Consider the following 18,109-nt stretch of genomic DNA (forward strand, 5'->3'; position numbering starts at 1 on the left):
GGGCCCCTTCTCAGTTCAAGGGGCAGGGAGCCGCCGCAGGCTCGAAGTGAGCGACCGTGGGGGCCCGTCTAGAAACTCTGCTGCAGCAGAGTTTCGCGCAGCGTTTGCGCCTTGTCGGCGTCAAACTGCCCTTCGACGCGGGCCAGCACGTCGCCCTGGCGGTTGACCACCACGGCGTACACCTGGCCTGCGGCATCGAGGCCGGCGGAGCGCATGAAGCTGGCGCGGTCGGTGAACACCGGCACCAGCTTGGCGCGTTCGGTGTCGGCGGGGTAGCGCTGCAGCAGCTTGTCTTCGACCGCGCTGCGGCCCGTCAGCGTGCCGGGGTCGTTGAGCACCGGCATGCGCATCCAGGTGATGGACGGGTCGTTCCTCAAATTCATGCCCTGGATCCAGCTCTCGACCTGCGCGTGCTGGCCGCGCTGGAAGGTGATGAGGGCGAGCGTGCGGTCGGAGGGCAGGCCCTCGGGCACGGTGACCGGCTGGCGCAGCAGGGTTTGCGCCATGAAGGCGGGCAGGCGGCCCATCACGCTGGACTCGTTGGGCGCCGCGAACGCCAGCGCAAATGCCAGGGCGGCGGCGACAAGCCAGGCGCCGAGATAGGTCATATTGCTTTTCATGGTGCTCTCCCAATGCGGGTCCGGTGCAAGAGGTCTTGCATGAACCCTTCATGCAAGATACATGCAAGCCGGACAGCGCGCAAACCCACAATTGGAACAAAGTGTTTGTCGCTTTGGCTGATCATGGATCGCTGCGCGCCGCCGCATCATCGATGCTGGTTGGGTTGCGCGGCGCGCGGGAAGTTCAAAAAGAAAGCGTTGCCGTGTTGAGGGTCACGGCGCTATGACTTTAGTGAGCACTTGCGCACAGGCCGCGCTTCAATAGGAGTGCTATTGGTTTGAATCGCCGATGTTGATCAGCAGCCCGGGCAGGAAACCCTCTTGCTCGCCCTTGCGCGCATAGCCCAGCGGGTTGGCCACGACGCGGCAGCCGCGGCTGGTGTAGTCGATCGCGCAGTGCAAGTGGCCGTGCAGCCAGACGTCGGCCAGCGGCAACAAATCATCGAGCGCATTGCAAAAACCCGCCGTGCCCGGCGCCAGGCCGTAGCGCGGGTCGGCGCTCAGCAGGCTGGGCGCGAAATGCGTCACGGCCACCGTGGGGCCGTCAAAGGGCACGGCCAGGGCCTGCCGCAGCCAGGCCTGGCTTTTCAGGCCCTGCTCGCGCACGTCGGCCGCCAGCAGCGGCTGCCCGTCCCTGAATGAATGGTTTTTGCTCAGGTAGAAGTTGGCCGCGCGAAAGGCTTTCTCGCGCGCCTTCAGCTGTTCGCCCAGTGTGATGTCCACGTCCTGGGCCTGGCCGCCGCTGAGTGCGTCGAAATCGGTCCACAGTGTGCTGCCCACAAAGCGCACGCCTTGCAGCACCACGCTTTCCTGTTCCAGCCAGACCATGCCCAGCCGTTCGCAGGTCTCGCGCAGGCGCGCATGGGTCTCGTTGAAGTCCAGGCCGTCGTACTCGTGGTTGCCCGGCAGGAAGAGCACCGGCACCGGCCAGCCCGCGCCGCCTTGCGCCACGGGCAATGGCGAAAACCGCGCCAGGCCGAAATCGGCGATGTCCCGTTCAGCCAGCAAGGAACCTTGCTGGTAAGAGCCGATGTCGCCGGCCAGCACCAGCAGGTCGGCGCCGGGCAGGGGGGTGGCCGTGAAGTTCGGGTTGCTTTCGAGGTGCAGGTCGGACAGGAGCTGGATGTTCACCCGCCGATTGTGCGGGAAGATACGCCATTGACTTATCACTGGAGGAAACCTTCATGAAACCCCGCATTACCTTGATCACACTGGGCGTTGACGACCTGGAGCGTTCGCTGGCCTTTTACCGTGACGGCATGGGACTGGCGACGCCCGGCATCGTCGGTAAAGAGTTCGAGCACGGCGCCGTGGTCTTCATCGACCTGCAGCCGGGCCTCAAGCTGGCCCTGTGGCCGCGCGCCAGCCTGGCGCACGACACCGGCCTGCCACCCTCGCAGCGCGGGGCGCCGGGCTTTTCGCTGGCGCACAACGTGGCCTCGCGGCAAGAGGTGGACGCCGTGATGGCCGAGGCGGCGAAAGCCGGCGCCGCAATCATCAAGCCGGCAGGCGCGACCTTCTACGGCGGCTATGCCGGCTATTTCCAGGACCTGGACGGCCACCTCTGGGAAGTGGCGTGGAACCCGCAGTTTGAACTGGCCGATTAGGGCCTAGGGCCCGGTGTGTCAGGCCAGCGGCGCCGGTAGCCGCACCGTGAAGGTCGTGCCTTGGCCCGGCCGGCTGCTGACTTCGATCTCGCCCTGGTGCAGGTCCACGCACTCCTTGACGATGTGCAAGCCTATGCCGGTGCCCGAGATGTTGCCGACGTTGGTGCCGCGGTGAAAGCTGCCGAACAGCCGCGGCAGGTCGGCTTCCGGGATGCCGATTCCCTGGTCGCTGATGCGCAGGTGTATCTGCCCGCCCACGCCGCTGACGGCAAAGCGCACCGGTGTGTCCGGGTCTGAATACTTGAGGGCGTTGCCCAGCAGGTTGACCACCATGTGCCGCAGCAGTTGCTGGTCCGCCGTGCGCGGCGCGTCCAGCCCGTCGCAGGTGAGGGACACGCGCGCGGCCTGCGGGTTGCTGTGCTCCAGCTCGGCCATCACCTGCACCAGCCAGTCGGGCACCACCAGCGGCGCGGCCTGGAAGCTGAACTTGCCGAGTTCCAGGCGGCTGGTCAGCAACACCTGCTCGACCATGCCGTTCATGCGCGCCACGGCGGTCTTGATCTGCCCCAGCAGCTCCCGGCGCTCGTCGGCCGGGAAGCTCGCGCCGTAGGTGTCCAGCAACTCCACCGACGACAGGATGGCGGCCAGCGGCGTGCGGAATTCGTGCGAAGTGACGGCCACGAAGCGCGACTTGAGTTCCGACAGCTCGCGCTCGTGCGCCAGCGCCTTGAGCATCTCGTCCTCGGCCTGGCGCTTGAGCGTCACGTCGGTCAGGAAATTCAGCGTGGCGGGCTTGCCCTCCCACTCGAACATCACCGCGCTGATCTCCAGCCAGCGTGTGCCGCTCTGGCTGTGCTGCACGCGGAACTGGTAGTGGTTTTCGGCCGTCTCGCCGCGCAGGCGCTTGCGGTGGTTGACTATCACCCGCTCGCGGTCGTCGGGGTGGATGAAATCGATGAAAGGCCGCGACCTGGCGGTTTCCTCGTCCAGCGCGGTCAGCTTCAGCGCTTTCGGGTTGGCATACAGGATGCGCCCGGCGGCCGTCACCAGGATGCCCTCGCTGACGTTTTCGACCACCGCGCGGTACTTGGCTTCCGAATCGGTGCGCCGGCCGATTTCCACGCGCAGCTGCTTGGAGGTGTCGAGCTGCCAGGTGATGTTGGTGGCCAGGTGGATGATGCGCAGCAATTGCCCCGAGGGGCTGTGGATGGGCAGCGCCCGCTGGCTCAGGCGCGCGATGTCGCCGCCCGGCCGGCGCACCCGGTATTCCTCGGTGCGCTTGAGGGTGGCCACTTGCAGCTGCCGCACCCGCTCGCGGTCCGCCGGGTCGACCTGCTCCAGCCATTGCCAGGGCTTGCCCGCCAGCTTGTCGGCCGACAGGCCCCAGAAAATCTCGAAAGCCGGGTTGGTGTAGCTGATGCGTTCGCCTGCCGGGTCCCAGGACCAGAGCATGGCGTCGATGTTGGCGGCTATCTGCCGCAGCAGTTCTTCGCCCGGCAGCGAAGCGGGCCTCAAAGCCGTTGTCGGTGCGGGAGAGGGGTCGGACATGCAGGCAGCATAGCCGCTCCCCGGGTGTGATTTCCTCCCCTTAAACCCCGGCTATGCGGGCTGGCGGATCAAACTATGCATGTTTTGCATGGGTTTTGACCGGTCTTAGGCTTGAAACCCTAGGGAAAACCCTTATTCTTGATTCATCGCAACTTTTCACCCGCTACAGGGTGATTTCGACATGTACACCCTGCTCTCCCAAATCGCCCGTTTCCTGCCTTCCGCCACCCGCGTGGCCCCGATCCACGGCGTTGCCCACAGCCTGATGGAACGCGCCGAAGCCGGTGCCGGCCGCAACCCGCATCAAGCGCAGGAACTGCGCGACGCCGCCCGCGCCTACCTCAGCGTGGTTCGCTGAACCCCGCTCCGCCAGCAGGCGGGGCACCCTCTCAAAGCTTTTTCAAAGCTTCACACCCGCGCCCTTCACGGCGGGCGCCAGCACCGCCACCTGCTCCCTCACAAAGCCGGTGAACGCCGCCGGGCTCATGGCCTGGGTGGTAATGCCCAGTTCCAGCATCTTCTTTTTGACCTCCGCCGTGGCGAGGATCTCGTTGCACGCGGCGTTCAGCCGCGCCACCACGTCGGCCGGCATGTGCGCCGGCCCGCTCAGGCCGAAGAAGTTGTCCAGCACCAGCTTGCGGTAGCCGAACTCCACCACGCTGGGCACGTCCGGCACCAGCGGCGAGCGCGCCGCCGAGGTCACCGCCAGCGGAACCAGCTGCCCGCTCTTGAAGTAAGGCACAAACGCCGTCAGCACATCAATCCCCACCGGAATCACGCCGGCGATCAGGTCGGTCGTCATGGGCGCGCCGCCGCGGTAAGGGATGTGTTGCAGGTTCACGCCCATGGCTTTTTTCATCAACTCGCCGTAAATGTGGCCTATGGACGCCGGCCCGCCGGAGCCGAAATCGAGCCGGCCCAGCTTGCGCGCCTGCGCCTCCACGTCGGTCATCGTCTTGATGGGCGCCTGCGGGTTGGCCATCACCACGCAGGGCGCGTTGCCGATCAGCGCAATGTGGGTAAAGCCCTCGACCGGGTCGTAAGGCTGCTTTTCCAGCGCGAAAGGGCCGATCGACACCGGTGTCGAATTGCTCAGCATCAGCGTGTAGCCGTCGGCCGGCGCCTGCGCCACCACCAGCCCGCCCACGCTGCCACCCGCGCCGGGGCGGTTGTCCACCACCACCGCCTGGCCCAGCTTCTTGCCGAGCTGCTCGGCCATCACGCGTGCGACGATGTCGCTGGCGCCGCCGGCCGGGAAGGTCACGACGATCTTGATGGGCTTGTCGGGCCAGGCCGCGAAGGCGGGCAGGGCGAGGGAGGCCGCGCCGCCGGCGAGCGCCTTGAGCAGGGTGCGCCGGGGAAATTGGCCCGCGGCCTTGGGGACTGTCTGGAACATGAAGTACTCCTGCATACGATTCGGATGCAGGGCTGCACGCAAAATTTGTGCCCCTGTCCGCAACCGCCGCCAGTCATGCCCATCGCCGGGCCATCTTCTCGCCCCCCAAGCCGGTTTACCGCCAGAGATCCCCGCTGACGGGCACATCCCTGGCCATGCGGCTTTCCAGGTCGGCGTCCTTGTGGGCCGCGCGCAAGGCCTTCAGGGTTTCGCCGGCGCCTGGGAGATCGGTGCGTGACGATATGAGGGCCTGGAACGAGATGTGCCCCACGCCCGTGAAAGAAGCTTCCGCGCGCAGGACGCCGCTGCAATTGAGGGTTTCTCCGGGCGCTATCGGCCCCGCGGGACAAACCTCGATCCGCACGTCGCTGGATTTCAGCCCGGACGGCGGCATGTTGGGCAGTGGGTGCAATTTCAAGGCGATGCGCGGCTGCGCGACGCGAATCGCGCGGCGGCCTGCGTTGGTGAGGGAAAAGGCGAAGGTGACGCTGTGGTCCATCCAGATCACCTTTGGATCGAACCTGACCTGCAGTTTCGGTGTGAGCGATTCCAGCAGCTCGGCCACGGCCCGGACCCGTTCCAGCCGCTGACGCTCCGCCGCCTGGGCGTTGCGGGTGTTGTCCGGCGCGGGCGGCTTGGCGGCGGGTTCCGGAGCCGGCTCGGCCACAGCCCTGGCCTGCTGGCTTTCCGCCTTCATCAGTTCCATGTTGGCGCGCAGTGCTTCGGTCTGGGCTTTCGCTTCGGCCAGCCGCAACTCGAGTTGCCGCTGGTTCTTCTGGTTCTCCTCCACCAGCCGCTGCATCAGCAACTGCGATTCCTTCTGCGCCCTGGCTGCCGGCCGGTCAACGTAGAGGTACCGCGCGACGCCACTCCCCGCGACCACCAGCAGGCAAAGCAGGAGCAGGAAAACAATGGTGTCGTACCGGCTGGATCCGCTGCTGCCGGCGGTTTTGCGGGGAACGGGAGGCATGCTCTTGTAGGGCGGTGTGGGGGTAGGCATGGCGTGGGTACGGGGGGCGGGAAGACGGGCAAGAGAGGAAGGAGGGGAAGCGGGTGGCGTAGGAACCATAGCGCCGGTTCACCACTTTCCCCGCACGCCCATCAGCAAGGCCAGGTTGCGCTGGCGCGCGTTGTGTTCGGCCTGGAGGTCGGCGAAGAGATCGAGCGTGTCATGGATGCGGCCGGAAACGCCCACGCCGGCGACCAGGGTGTTGGCATTGAGCGCCACGCCCGAGACCTGGAACGGATAAGGCGCGCCGGCGCCCTGCAGCTGCGCCGTCATGGGCGCGTTGTAGTTGCCGAACTCATGCATCCACACCAGCCTGGGCTCCACGCGCAGCCCGCCGACCTCAAAGCCCGCTTTCAGCCCCAGCAAAGACTTCGCCGAACGCACGTTTTGCGCCGAGACGACCAAATTGAGCGCGCCCGCGCCCTGTTCGGTAAAACCGTCGGTGCGGTTGCGGCTCAGCGACAGCGCCGCCATGGGCTGCAGTGTCCAGCCGGGCATCTCGATGTCGTAGCTCACCTCCCCATACGCCGAGGCGGTGCTGCCGTTGAAGTCCGACGAAGCGATGCGGGCGATGGGCCCGAAGGCGATGCCGCGGTCCATATGGTTGCTGTGAAAGGCCAGGCTGACCAGGCCGTTCACACGCCAGGCGCCGTCGGTGTAGCCGGCATACATCGCCAGTGCGCCGCTGCGGGAGCGGCCCTGGTCATAAGCATCAAAACCAACCCTGGATGTACCTGCCGTGACGGCGCCGCCCACCATCAGGTCGGAGCTCACTTCGGCGTCGTAACCCGCGCTGATGCCGGTGCTGTCCAGGCGGCTCGCCATGGCGTTGCCGTCGCTGTCGGTGTTTTGCCTGCCGCCGTAAGCGCGCAGCCAGAAGCCGCAGCCTTCCCCGGCGGCCTGCAGGCGCCCGCCCAATGCCGCCCCGCGCGAAACATCGTCACCGCCGCAGACCGTGCTCTGGCTGTTCCGGCCCACGCGCGACTGCAGCTGGCCGCCGAAAGCGGCCGCGAAGCTCGGGCCGGCGCGGCGCAAGGCCACCAGGTTCGCCCCGCTGATGGCGTCAAACGCGGCGAGCGCCTGGGCCACCGACAGGCTGTTGACGGCGCCGAGCACCGTGGCCATGTCCCCGGCCGCGCCGCCGCTGGCGTTTTGCAGGGCGCCGGAGGCGGACTGCTGGTTGGGCGTCGTGCCGGGCAAGGCGTTGTAGGGCACCCCATTGCGGGCCAGCGTCAGGAAGACGTTGTTGGCATCGTAGGTGAGCGAGGGTGTGAGAAAAGCCAGGTTGGTGCTCGCGCCGCCAAAGACGCCGGTGCGCCCGCCGGCGGCGTTGAGGATGGTGTAGCGTGTGGCCAGCGAGTAGGTGCCCGCGCCGGCCAGCACGCTCACCGCGCCGCCGTTGATGGTCAGGGTGCCGGTCGCATTGGTGCGGTCATTGCCGCCCGCTGGGTTGACTTCAACGCTGTAGGTGGAGCCGGCCTGGAACGTGAGGTTGCCGTTGACGGTCAGGGTGCCGATGGAGTTGCCGGGCGCCAGTGTGCCGCCGGCCTGGATGTTGGCGTTGCGCACCGAGCCCGTGCCGCCCAGCGTGCCGCCGTTCATCACCTGCACGGTGGAGTTGGCGAGCCTGCCGTTGACCGACAGCGTGCCGCCGTTCACCACGGTGTTGCCGCTGTAGTTGTTGGTGCCCGAAAAGGTGACGTTGCCGGCGCCGCTTTTCAGCACCGGGCCGGCGCCGCTGATGGCGCCCGCGAACGTCCCGTTGCCTGCCTGCGAAAACTCCAGGCTGCCGTGGTTGGTGATCACGCCCTGCAGGCTGGCGGTGGTGCCGCGCAAGCCGCCGCTGGTGATGATGGTGCCGCCGGTATGGCTGCTGGTGCCGGAAAGCGTTACCGTGCCGGTGCCTTGCTTGATCAGGGAGCCGTTGCCGCTGAGGGACCCTGCATAGCTGCCGTTGGCGCCCTGGTCGAACGTCAGCAAACCGTCGTTGGTGATATTTCCCTGCAGACTGGTGGTGGTGCCGGTCAGCTGGCCATTGGTCCTGACCAAGGTGCCGCCGGTATAGCTGTTGGCGCCCGTCAGGACTGTAGGGGCGGAGCTCGCACCGGTCACGTCGACCCAGCCGCTGCCCGAGATCGCGGCGGAGAACGTATAAGCGGTGCTGTCGTTCTGGCTGAAGCTGACACGGGAGCCGGGGGTGCCAAGCACCACGACGTCGGCATCCAGGGTGCCGCTGGGGTTGGTGTTCCCGATGTCCAGCGTCCCGTTGGCCGCGCCGCCCACGTGCAGTGTGCGCGAGCCGTTGACGATGACGGTGGCGCCCGAGCGGATGCTGAGGGTGCCTTCGCCGTTCTTGCCGACCACGAACTGGTCGCCCGCGGCCAGGCTGGCCGGCGCCAAGACCAGCCTCGCACCGGCCCCCTGAACGATGATCAGGCCGGCGGCTGCCGCCTCGCCCACACTGCCGCGCGTGGCGCTGACCGTGCCGTCGATCAACAGGGTGGCCGTGTTTCCCGAGGGCATGCTGCCGATCTGGAGCGTGCCCACCGCAAGGGAGGCTCCGGTATGGACCACGACCTGACCGGACTCCTGTATCTGCAAGGTCCCCGTTTGGGCGCCGGGCGCGGTGACGTCGACCTGTTCGTTGATCGGGACCCGGGCAACGCTGGCCGCCGTGGGCATGCCGGCGCTCCAGTTGGCCCCGTTGTGCCAGTCCTGGTCGGCCACCGTGCTGAAGTCGGTGGCCTGGGCGTGGCTTGCGGCCGGGGCCAGCAGGGTCAGTCCGGCCAGGGTGAGTGCGCGGTAGAGCGGATGCGGTGAAAAGTGAAGGCGCGAATTCATGCAGGAGCCATTTTTCTGTCTCGGAATCAAGCTCTGGCTGCGCCTGTGGAAGTCCAGATTCCGACAATTGCACCGCCAGAGAACATTGCGTTTCGGTTAGCACAAGCTCAGCTGGCTACACCCCGGGGCATTTGTTTCTGCTGCCTGTGGTCCAGGCGGGTTGGTGTCATTTCGGCACTCACAACAGCCCGCTTTGCAGTCCAAGGCAACGGGTTTGACTTTGCTTTACGTTACATTTTTTTGCAAGTAAGGCGTTTGGCAACTGGGGAATGCGCCAACGGCAAATAGCAATACGAAAGAATTCATTTCGTGGCTTGAGGTCTTTTTTTTGCGCACGCCGGCATTCCCGCGCAAGCCGGTCAGGCAGGTGTGGCGGCATTTATTGCCGGAAGGAGGGTAGCAATGCTGGAAGTGTTCGCGACGCCACGGTCCAATCGGGCGCCTGCGAGCGCCTGGTTTTGACAGGTGGAAAAGCCCTTCTGGCGGCGCCCGCGCTACGCGGCTACCAGCGGCTGCGCAGCCCCACCAGCACGGCCAGGTTGCGCTGGGCCGAATTGTGTTCGGCCTGCACGTCGGCAAAGAGGTCCATGCCCTTGGCTATGCTGCCGGTCGCGCCCAGGCCCAGCACCAGCGTGTCGCGCTTGAGCGCCGCGCCGGCGATCTCAAAGGGGAAAGCCGTGGCGGCGCCCTGAAGCTGCGCCGTCATGGTTTTGTTGAGGTCGCCGAACTGATGCGCCCAGACGAGCCTGGGTTCAAAACGGATGCGGCCCGTGTCAAAGATCGCCGTCGCCCCCAGCAGGGATTTGCCGGAGTTGAGGGTTTGCCCGGCGACCTGGAGGTTGAGCGCGCCCGCGCCGGTTTCGGTGAAGCCGCCGGATTTGCTGCGGCTCAGCGACAGGCCCGCCAGCGGCCGCAGCGTCCAGCCGTCCAGGGCGATGGTGTAAGTGGCTTCGCCGTAGGCCGACAGCGTGTCGCTGTCGAAGTCGCCGCTGGCGACCCGGTTGACTGTGCCGAAGGCGATGTTGCGGTCCATGTGGTTCTTGCCCCAGCTCATGCCGGCCGAGCCGCTGAAGTTCCACGCGCCGGTCGTGTAGCCGGCATAGACGGCGACGGCGGCGTCGCGGCTCTTGCCGCTTTCATTGTTGTCGGTGGACAGGCGCGACGTTCCGCCGGTCACGGCCGCGCCCAGGCGCAAGCCCTCTTCGACTTCCGCATCGAAGCCCACGCCCAGGCCCGAGCTGCGCAGGCGGCTGGCGGCCGCATTGCCGTCGCCGTCGGTGTTGCCGTAGCCGCCGTAGCCGCGCACCCACAGGCCGCGGTCGGCATCCGGCGCCACCAGCCCGGGCAGCGTGCCGTTGGCGGCCAGCAGCAGCGGCCGGTCGCTGAAGGAATTGGCCAATGTGCCCATGCCGCGGCCTTGCACCGCGGCCAGGCGTGCCTGCAAGCGGTTGCCGAAGTTGTCGGCAAAGCCGGCGGAGGCGCGGCGTAGCTCCACGATGCCGGCGCCGCTGGCCGCGTCGAAGGCGGCGCGCGCCTGCGGCGCCGACAGGCTGTCGACCGCGGCCAGCACGGTGCCCATGTCGCCGCTGGCCCCGGCCACCGCATTCTGCAGGGCCGTCCCCGTGGCGATCTGGTTGGGCGTGATGCCGACGCTGGCGTAACTCACGCTGTTGCGCGCCACGGTCAGGAAGACGTTGTTGGCGTCATAGGCCAGCGACGGCGTCAGGAATGCCAGGTTCGACGTGGCGCCGGCAAAAGCCCCGGTCCGCCCGCCGGCCGCATTCAGGATGGTGTAGCGGGTGCTCAGCGAATAGCTGCCGGCGCCGGCCTGCACATCGACCGTGCCGCCGTTGAGTGTGGCGCTGCCCGTGGCGTTGATGTGGTCGCTGTTGCCGGCCGGGTCGACTTCCACGCGGTAGGTGGACCCGGCCGCGAAGTTCACGTTGCCGTTGACCGTCAGCGTGCCGATGGAGTTGCCCGGCGCCAGCACGCCGCCCGTCGCGATGCTGGTGCTTCCCACCGTGCCGCTGCCGCCCAGCGTGCCGCCGTTGTTCACACTGACGGCCGAGTTGGCGATGCTGCCGTTGACCGACAGCGTGCCGGCATTGACGGCGGTGGCGCCGCTGTAGCTGTTGACGCCGCTGAGCACCAGCTTGCCGGCGCCGGTTTTGGTGAGAGAGCCCGTGCCGCTCATGGCGCCGGCGTAAGTGCCGCTGGCTGTCTGGTCAAAGGTGACGGCCGCGTTGTTGCTGATGTTGCCTTGCAGGCTGGCGGTGGTGCCCTGCAAGGTGCCGGCCGTCACGGTGGTGCCGCCGGAATAGGCCTGGGCGCCCGTCAGCACCAGAGTGCCCGCGCCGGTCTTGGACAGCGAACCGGTGCCGCTGATCTGGCCCGCGTAAGTGCCGTTGGCCGTCTGGTTGAACGTCACGGCGGCGTTGTTGCTGATGTTGCCTTGCAGGCTGCTGCTGTCGCCTTGCAGCGTGCCGGCTGTGACCGTGGTGCCGCCGGTGTAGCTGTTGGCGCCGGTGAGGATGGTGGTGCCGGCCCCGGCCTTGCTCAGCGAGCCGTTGCCGGAAACCGCCGCTGAAAATGTCGTGGTGCCGGTGTGGTTGAACTGGACGGAGGAGCCCGCCGTGCCCAGGATCACGCTGTCGGCCGTCAGCGTGCCGGCGCCCGCGCCGCTGCCGATGAAGAGCGTGCCGTTGGCCGTGTCGCCCACATGCAGGGTGCGCGTGCCGTTCACCGTGACGTTCGCGCCTGCGTCGATGTGCAGTTCGCCCGCGCCGTTGCCGCCTATCTCAAAACGCTCTGCCTGCCCCACACCGAGCGGCGCGAGCGTCAAACTGGAGCCAGCGCCGGTGACCGTGACAATGCCCTGCCGGGGCGCGTCACCCGCGAAAAGATGCGCGGCCGACACTGTGCCGCCGCCCTGGATAGTGAGCCTGGCGGCGCCGGCGCCGGCAGTCGTGCCCAGGTTGATGATGTCGGTGACGGCCAGGGAGCCGCCGCCACCGACGATGACCTCGGCGTTGCCCTGCACTTCCAGTGCTTGCGCCGCGCCCGGGGCGGTCAGGGTGACCTGGTCGTTGGTATTGGTCAGGCGCGCGCCGGTCGCGGCGTTGGGGGTGCCGCCGGTCCAGTTGGCGCCGGTGCTCCAGTCGCCGGCGCCGCCGTTCCAGTCGGTGCTTTGCGCACTGCCGGACCCCATTAGCAGGCCGGCCAGGACAAGGGATGCGCTCAGCGGGCGCAGGCGGAAGTTCAGGCGTGTTGTCACGGCGGCGGTCCCTCGGGGTTGCATGCTTGTTATGGCCCGGTCCGCGGAACGGGCGGCGCCAGCTTAGCCCATGTGTTGCCGCGCGCGCAACACGTGCATGTCATTTGTAATAGAGCTTGCGCACAGGCGAACCTACCATCGGCCGCGTACGCCCACCAGTATCGCCAGGTTGCGTTGGGCCGGGTTGTGCTCAGCCTGCACGTCGGCGAAGAGGTCCATTCCCTTGCCGATACTGCCGGTGGCGCCCAGCCCGAGGATCAGCGTGTCCCGCTTCAGTGCCGCACCCGAAACCTGAAAGGGTGAGGCCGTGGCCGCACCCTGGAACTGCGCCGTCATCGGCGTGTTCAGGTCGCCGAACTCATGGGCCCAGACAACGCGGGGCTCAAAGCGGATGCGGCCTGCGTCGAAGGAGGCCTTGGCGCCCAGCATCGCTTTGGATGAGTTGATCGTTTGTTCTGCGACTTGCAGATTCAAAGCGCCCGCGCCGGTTTCAGTAAAGCCGTCGGACTTGTTTCTGCTGAGCGCAAGCCCAGCCAGCGGTTGCAGCGTCCAGCCATTCATCGCGATCGCATAGCTCGCTTCGACATAGGCCGCCAGCGTGTTGCTGTCAAAGTCCGATGACGCCACGCGGTTCAAAGTGCCCACGACCACGTTGCGATCCAGGTGGTTCTTGCCCCAGCCCATGCTGGCTGAGCCGCTGAAGTTCCAGGGGCCGGTGGCGTAGCTGCCGTAAACCGCAAGCGCTGAATTGCGCGTCTTGCCGCTTTCGTTGTTGTCGGTGGAAAGCCGCGACGTGCCGCCGGTGGCCGCCATGCCGACGCGCATTGCGTCCTTCACTTCAGCATCAAAGCCAATGCTCAGGCCCGAACTGCGCAGGTCGCTGGCGGCCGCATTGCCGTCGCCGTGGGTGTTGCCATGCCCGCCGAAGCCGCGCACCCACAAGCCTTTGCTTGCGGCGTCCGGTGAAGAAGAAAACGCAGAAGCACCACTCGCCAATGAGAACTTCTGTGGGGCTGAATCGGAAACAGGCGCCATCAAATCCGAAAGATGGTCGTTGGCGGCAAGCAGCACAGGCCGGCCGGTGAATGAATTGGCAAAGCCGGACGTGGCATTGGCCTGCGCACCCAATCTGCCCCGCAGCTGGCTGCTGAAGCTGGCTGCGAAGCCCGCACCCGCACGCCGCAAGGCAACGATGCCGGCACCGCTGGCCGAGTCATACGCAGCTCTTGCCTGCGCTGCTGAAAGTCCTGCCAGTGCGGTTTGCACGGTGCTCATATCGCCTGTTGCGCCGGTGTTCGCATTCTGTAAAGCGGTTGAGGTGGCGATCTGGTTGGGTGTGACCGCCAAGGCGCTGAAGCTGATGTCGTTGCGGGCCAATGTCAGGAAAACGTTGTTGGCGTCATAGCCCAACGTCGGTGTGAGGAAAGCCAGGTTGGAAGTGACACCGGCAAAGTTGCCTGTGCGCCCGCCCGCCGCATTGAGGATGGTGTACTGCGTGCTGGCCTGGTAAGTGCCTGCGCCGGCCTGCACGTCAACCGTGCCACCGTTAATCGTTGCCGTCCCTGTGGCATTGATACGGTCATTCGCGCCCGCGGCATCGACCTCAACGCGGTAGATTGAGCCCGCCGCAAAGCTCAGGTTGCCGTTGACCGTCAGCGTGCCGATGGAATTGCCCGGCGCGAGGATGCCGCCTGAAGCGATGGTGGTGTTACCCAGCGTGCCATTGCCGCCCAGCGTGCCGCCGTTGTTGACGGTGACGGCAGAGTTGCTGGTGGAGCCGTTGACCGACAGCTTGCCGGCGTTCACGGTGGTCGCGCCGGTATAGGTGTTCACGCCCGACAAAGTAAAGGTGCCGGTACCGGTTTTGGTCACGCCGCCGCCGGTGCCGCTGATGACGCCGCTGAAGGTGGTGCTGGTGTTGTCGCTGCCGGTAGTCAGCCTGCCTCCTCCTGCATTGACGCTGCCGCCGCCCGCCAGGGAACCGATGCTCTCGTCAAAGTTATTCAGGTTGAGCGTGGCGGGGGCATTCACGGTGAAGGCGCTGCTTTGCGAGAAGGCGGCGGAATTCAGCGCCTGCAGGGTACCGGCCGAGAGCCTGGTTGCGCCGCTGTAGGTGCTGGCGCCATTGAAGACAGTTGTTCCCGTGCCTGCCTGTGTGAGGCTGCCCGTGCCGGCCACGTTGGCGGTCACGGTCGTCACGCCGAGGGCGTTGAAGACCAGCGAACCGTTGTTGGTGATGGCCGTGGTGCTTCCCAGCGCACTGACGTTGTCGACCTGCAAGGTGCCGCCGCCGGCCACCGTGGTGGTGCCGACGTAGCTGTTGTTGCCCGACAGGATGACGGTGCCGCCGGCGACGGCCAGGTTGCCCGTACCCAGGATGTCGTTGGCAACAGTGAGGGTGTCGCTGCGGTTGAAATTGAGCAAGCCGTTGTTGGTGACGGAACTCGTCCCGAGGGTGCCGGTGGTGCCGCCGTCGCCGACCTGCAAGGTGCCGGCAGAGATGGTGGTGCCGCCGCTGTAGGTGTTCGCGCCAGATAGCGTCACGGTGCCGGTGCCGCTCTTGGTCAAGGTGCCGGTACCGCTCATCCCGCCGGCGTAGCTGCCGCCGACGGCCTGATTGAAGATCACAGCCGCATTGTTGGTGATGTTGCCCTGCAGGCTGGTGGTTGTGCCCTGCAAGGTGCCACCGTTGACAGTGGTGCCGCCGCTGTAGGTGTTTGCGCCCGTGAGGATAGTCGTGCCCGCGACCTGGTTCAGCACGCCGGCACCCGTGATCCGGGTGCCAAACACATAAGCCGCGTCGGTGTGGTTGAAGTTCAGGCTGCCGGTGCCCGCGCCGAAGCGCAGCTCGCCCGCCGCCACGGTGCCTGCTGCCTGCGCTGCGCTGCCCACCGCAGCACCGATGTTCAGTACGCCGATGGAGCCGCCGTTCAAAGCAACGTTGAGTAAGCCGGTGCCGTTGCCGACAGATACATGTCCCCCGTCCGCGATGGTCAGCCTGCCGGTGCCGCTGCGGCCCACATCGAGGGTGGTGCTGTTGGTCCAGGCGGAGCCCGCGCCGGTCACAGCGGCATTGCCAACGCTGCCGGCATTGAAGCCGAGGTAGCCGTTGCTGCTATTGCTGACCTTGCCGCCGTCCTGCACGGTCAGTGTGCCAGTGCCGCTACGGCCGACAATGAGCAGGCCGCTGTTGGTCCAGGTGGAGTTCGCGCCGGTCACCGTGGCATTACCAGTGGAACCGGGGTCCAAGCCGAGGTAACCCCAAGCATTGCTGACCGCGCCACCGTCCTGCACGTTCAGTGTGCCGGTGCCGCTCACGCCGACAAAGAGGTCGGAGGTGTTGGTCCAGCTGGAACCCGCGCCGGTCACCGTGGCATTGCCGGTGGATCCGGAGTTATAGCCCATGATCCCAACGGTGTCGCTGACCGTGCCGCCGTTCGACACGGTCAACGTTCCGGTGTTGAAATTGCCGACAGTGAGGGGGGCACCAATGTTCCATGGGTTGCTCTGGGTGCCGGGTATGGTTTCGCTGGCGCCACCGTCAATAGTTACCTGTGCCCCGACCGAAGAGCAGGCCAGGGCCAGCGTCACGGCACCGACACTGCGCTTGCCACACGTCCGGGTTATTTCAGACACAGCGACCCAGGCGCCAAGTGAGGGGTTCCAGAGACTGCGGTGGGATAAGTTCATGGTTCAGACAAAGCGTGACTGCAAACGTGCCACGCGATTAAAGGCGGGCGCAGCACCGCCGTAAATACCGCAAAGGGGTTAGATGGCGTTTTGGAGCGGCAGCGGCCGGACCAGAATTGCTATGTTATTAATAGCAATTGACGTGCACAGTGATTCGGCTGCGGCACGATTGAGGTCGAAGAACCACTGCCGGGCAGCTCCAGGCCCGGGAACTATTTACGCATCCCGGGTTGCCGCTAGCACCTCGCGCAGCGCCGATTGCAGCGCCTGCGGCTGGCAGGGCTTGCGCACTACGGGCACGCCGCTGTGGGCAATGCGTTGCAGCTGGGCCGGCGCGGTTTCGCCGGTGACGACCAGCGCGCGCAGGCCGGGCAGTTGCTCACGAAAGGCAGCGAGCACCGTCAGGCCGTCGCGGTCTTCGGCGTCGTTCAGGTGGAGGTCGGTGACCAGCAGGAGGGGTCGCTGGCTGGCTTCATTGCCTGCTTGCGCGAGCCATGCGAGGGCGGCTTCAGCGCTGTCAAACGGCTGCACCGTAAGGCCCAGCTCGCTCACCGCTTGCGTGGTGGCGGCCAGCGCCAGCGGGTCGTCGTCAAGCACCAGGGCTTGCCAGCCGGCGAAGCCGCCGGCCGATGCGTCATTTACTGTCTGCGGCAGCCCGGTTCGGGGCGCTCCGCCTGCATACGCAGGAAGGGTGACGCTGAAGAGGCTGCCGCGGCCGGCTGCGGACTTCAGTCCCACCTGGGCGCCCATCTGCGCGGCCAGCCGCTTGACGATGGCCAGGCCCAGGCCCAGCCCTGCCCGCTCCCGGTCTTGCGGCAACCGCACAAAGGCGTCGAAAAGGCGCTGCTGGTGGGCCTCTGAAATGCCGGGGCCGGTGTCGACGACACCGATGTGCACCTGGCCGGCCTGCAGCCGCGCAAACAGCAGCACCGCGCCACCGCTGGTGAACTTGATCGCGTTGCTGGTGAGGTTGAGCACGATGCGCTGCAGCGCGTCGGGCGGCGCGTTGACCCACAGGTCAGCGCGGGCGCGCACGCGCAGCCGGATGTTGCGCTGCGCGGCGGTGGCGGCCAGCGTCCCGGCGACGGAATCGAGCAGCGCGCCGGCGGGCAGCGGCGACGCCGCCAGCGCCGTGGCGCCAGCATCGAGTTGCGCCAGGTCGAGCAGGCCTTCGAGCAGGCCGTTGAACGCCATGACGCTGGTTTCCAGCTGGCCGGCCATACGCTGGGCCGGCACGGCCGCGGGGTGGCTGCTGCCCGCGAAAGCCTTGGCCAGCGTGGCTTTGAGGCCTGACGCGAACAGGCCGGCCGCATACGCGGGCTGGCGCAAGTCATGCGTGGCGGCGGCCAGCAGCGCAGTCTTGTCGGCGCTGGCCAGTTCGGCCCGGTCGCGCGCGGCGGCGAGGTCGCGCACCAGCTGGGCATTTTCAAAACGCAGCTCGATGGAATTGCGCAGGCTGCGGTTCAGGCCGCGCCCGTAACCCAGGCACACCAGCATAAAGACCAGCGTCAGCAGGCCGAAGCCGGCAAACTCGCGCGGGCCTTCGGTCATGCAGCGCAAGGCGAACGGCAGCACCGAAGGAATCGAATAGGCCATGAAGGCCGGGTAGTACACCGAGAGCGAACCGAGTGCGCCGCTGACCATGCCGCCGAGCAGAAAACCCAAAAAGAGTGTGGGTACGTAGGCCTGCGGGTCAAACGCCATCAGTCCCAGGATGCCCCAGAGGCACCCCGACATGAAGGAGCCGGTGGCAAAGGCGCGCGCCGCGCGGCGCGTGCTGTGGATGTCCAGTTGTTGGGCGGGCGCGGCCCACACCCGCCGGAAGAAGCGCCGCACCATGACAAAACGGCTGGCCGTGAGCAGCACCACGGCGCCCAGCCAGCCCCAAAGCAGCTGGCCGGCCAGCGGGTCGGCATTGCCGGAAGGCTGCAATACCACGGCAGCGACGGTGCCCGCCAGCAGCGTGCCAAGGAAGGTGCTGGTGGACTGCTTGTACAGCGTCTGGACCTGCTCGAACAGCACAGGATGGGCAGAGGTCATGGTGCGTAGAATCCGTCTGGGTTGGCGTGATGCCGGTGGTGCACAGCCCGCGCTGCCCGCTATGCGCTCCTCCGGCCCCCGCCG

12 protein-coding genes are annotated in these 18,109 nt (G+C 66.8%); 3 read left to right on the forward strand and 9 right to left on the reverse strand.

Features of this window, described 5'->3' with window-relative positions:
* Positions 1–68: 68 nt before the first annotated feature.
* Positions 69–620: a hypothetical protein gene (locus ACLV8F_RS04180; protein WP_411882988.1), complete on the reverse strand. Its 552-nt coding sequence runs from the start codon at positions 618–620 to the stop codon at positions 69–71.
* A gap of 50 nt (positions 621–670) precedes the next feature.
* Here ACLV8F_RS04180 and ACLV8F_RS04185 point away from each other — a divergent pair, with 50 nt between their 5' ends.
* Entirely contained in the window at positions 671–847 is a 177-nt protein-coding gene (locus ACLV8F_RS04185; protein WP_411882989.1) for a hypothetical protein, read from the forward strand.
* Positions 848–890: 43 nt separating this feature from the next.
* Here the strand turns inward: ACLV8F_RS04185 and ACLV8F_RS04190 are convergent, their stop codons facing one another.
* The gene (locus ACLV8F_RS04190) at positions 891–1,751 is read right to left on the reverse strand and encodes a metallophosphoesterase (protein WP_411882990.1); all 861 of its coding nucleotides are present in this window, start codon (positions 1,749–1,751) and stop codon (positions 891–893) included.
* A gap of 53 nt (positions 1,752–1,804) precedes the next feature.
* Between ACLV8F_RS04190 and ACLV8F_RS04195 the strand changes: the two genes are divergently transcribed.
* Positions 1,805–2,227, forward strand: a complete 423-nt coding sequence (locus tag ACLV8F_RS04195; protein WP_411882991.1) for a VOC family protein — start codon at positions 1,805–1,807, stop codon at positions 2,225–2,227.
* 18 nt (positions 2,228–2,245) lie between these two features.
* On the opposite strand, the gene ACLV8F_RS04200 is transcribed toward ACLV8F_RS04195, so the two are convergent.
* Positions 2,246–3,775, reverse strand: a complete 1,530-nt coding sequence (locus ACLV8F_RS04200; RefSeq protein ID WP_411882992.1) for an ATP-binding protein — start codon at positions 3,773–3,775, stop codon at positions 2,246–2,248.
* Positions 3,776–3,956: 181 nt separating this feature from the next.
* Between ACLV8F_RS04200 and ACLV8F_RS04205 the strand changes: the two genes are divergently transcribed.
* Complete coding sequence (locus ACLV8F_RS04205) at positions 3,957–4,133, forward strand: hypothetical protein (RefSeq protein ID WP_411882993.1); 177 nt, start codon at positions 3,957–3,959, stop codon at positions 4,131–4,133.
* Positions 4,134–4,175: 42 nt separating this feature from the next.
* Here ACLV8F_RS04205 and ACLV8F_RS04210 read toward each other — a convergent pair whose 3' ends face one another.
* The 6 genes from ACLV8F_RS04210 to ACLV8F_RS04235 form a co-directional block, all read right to left on the reverse strand.
* On the reverse strand, positions 4,176–5,171 hold the full coding sequence (locus tag ACLV8F_RS04210; RefSeq protein WP_411882994.1) for a Bug family tripartite tricarboxylate transporter substrate binding protein: 996 nt from the start codon (positions 5,169–5,171) through the stop codon (positions 4,176–4,178).
* Between the two features lie 115 nt (positions 5,172–5,286).
* On the reverse strand, positions 5,287–6,141 hold the full coding sequence (locus tag ACLV8F_RS04215; RefSeq protein WP_411882995.1) for a hypothetical protein: 855 nt from the start codon (positions 6,139–6,141) through the stop codon (positions 5,287–5,289).
* 108 nt (positions 6,142–6,249) lie between these two features.
* Positions 6,250–9,021 (reverse strand): autotransporter domain-containing protein, encoded by a 2,772-nt coding sequence (locus tag ACLV8F_RS04220; protein ID WP_411882996.1) that lies wholly within the window; start codon positions 9,019–9,021, stop codon positions 6,250–6,252.
* Between the two features lie 502 nt (positions 9,022–9,523).
* The gene (locus ACLV8F_RS04225) at positions 9,524–12,295 is read right to left on the reverse strand and encodes an autotransporter domain-containing protein (protein ID WP_411882997.1); all 2,772 of its coding nucleotides are present in this window, start codon (positions 12,293–12,295) and stop codon (positions 9,524–9,526) included.
* 132 nt (positions 12,296–12,427) lie between these two features.
* Positions 12,428–15,985 carry an autotransporter domain-containing protein gene (locus ACLV8F_RS04230; protein WP_411882998.1) on the reverse strand — a complete coding sequence of 1,186 codons (3,558 nt, stop codon included), beginning with the start codon at positions 15,983–15,985 and terminating at the stop codon, positions 12,428–12,430.
* Positions 15,986–16,201: 216 nt separating this feature from the next.
* A complete protein-coding gene (locus tag ACLV8F_RS04235; protein ID WP_411882999.1) occupies positions 16,202–18,025 on the reverse strand; it encodes a hybrid sensor histidine kinase/response regulator in 1,824 nt (607 codons plus the stop codon).
* Positions 18,026–18,109 lie beyond the last annotated feature (84 nt).

Origin of the sequence: Polaromonas sp. YR568 (genome assembly GCF_943369675.1) — a bacterium.
Lineage (GTDB): Bacteria > Pseudomonadota > Gammaproteobacteria > Burkholderiales > Burkholderiaceae_C > Polaromonas.

Bases quoted from the DNA above. Each gene is read 5' to 3' on its own strand.
- ACLV8F_RS04180 (WP_411882988.1), bottom strand. From the start codon at position 620: ATGAAAAGCAATATGACCTATCTCGGCGCCTGGCTTGTCGCCGCCGCC.
- ACLV8F_RS04185 (WP_411882989.1), top strand. From the start codon at position 671: ATGCAAGATACATGCAAGCCGGACAGCGCGCAAACCCACAATTGGAAC.
- ACLV8F_RS04195 (WP_411882991.1), top strand. From the start codon at position 1,805: ATGAAACCCCGCATTACCTTGATCACACTGGGCGTTGACGACCTGGAG.
- ACLV8F_RS04200 (WP_411882992.1), bottom strand. From the start codon at position 3,775: ATGTCCGACCCCTCTCCCGCACCGACAACGGCTTTGAGGCCCGCTTCG.
- ACLV8F_RS04205 (WP_411882993.1), top strand. From the start codon at position 3,957: ATGTACACCCTGCTCTCCCAAATCGCCCGTTTCCTGCCTTCCGCCACC.
- ACLV8F_RS04210 (WP_411882994.1), bottom strand. From the start codon at position 5,171: ATGTTCCAGACAGTCCCCAAGGCCGCGGGCCAATTTCCCCGGCGCACC.
- ACLV8F_RS04215 (WP_411882995.1), bottom strand. From the start codon at position 6,141: ATGCCTCCCGTTCCCCGCAAAACCGCCGGCAGCAGCGGATCCAGCCGG.
- ACLV8F_RS04220 (WP_411882996.1), bottom strand. From the start codon at position 9,021: ATGAATTCGCGCCTTCACTTTTCACCGCATCCGCTCTACCGCGCACTC.
- ACLV8F_RS04230 (WP_411882998.1), bottom strand. From the start codon at position 15,985: ATGAACTTATCCCACCGCAGTCTCTGGAACCCCTCACTTGGCGCCTGG.
- ACLV8F_RS04235 (WP_411882999.1), bottom strand. From the start codon at position 18,025: ATGACCTCTGCCCATCCTGTGCTGTTCGAGCAGGTCCAGACGCTGTAC.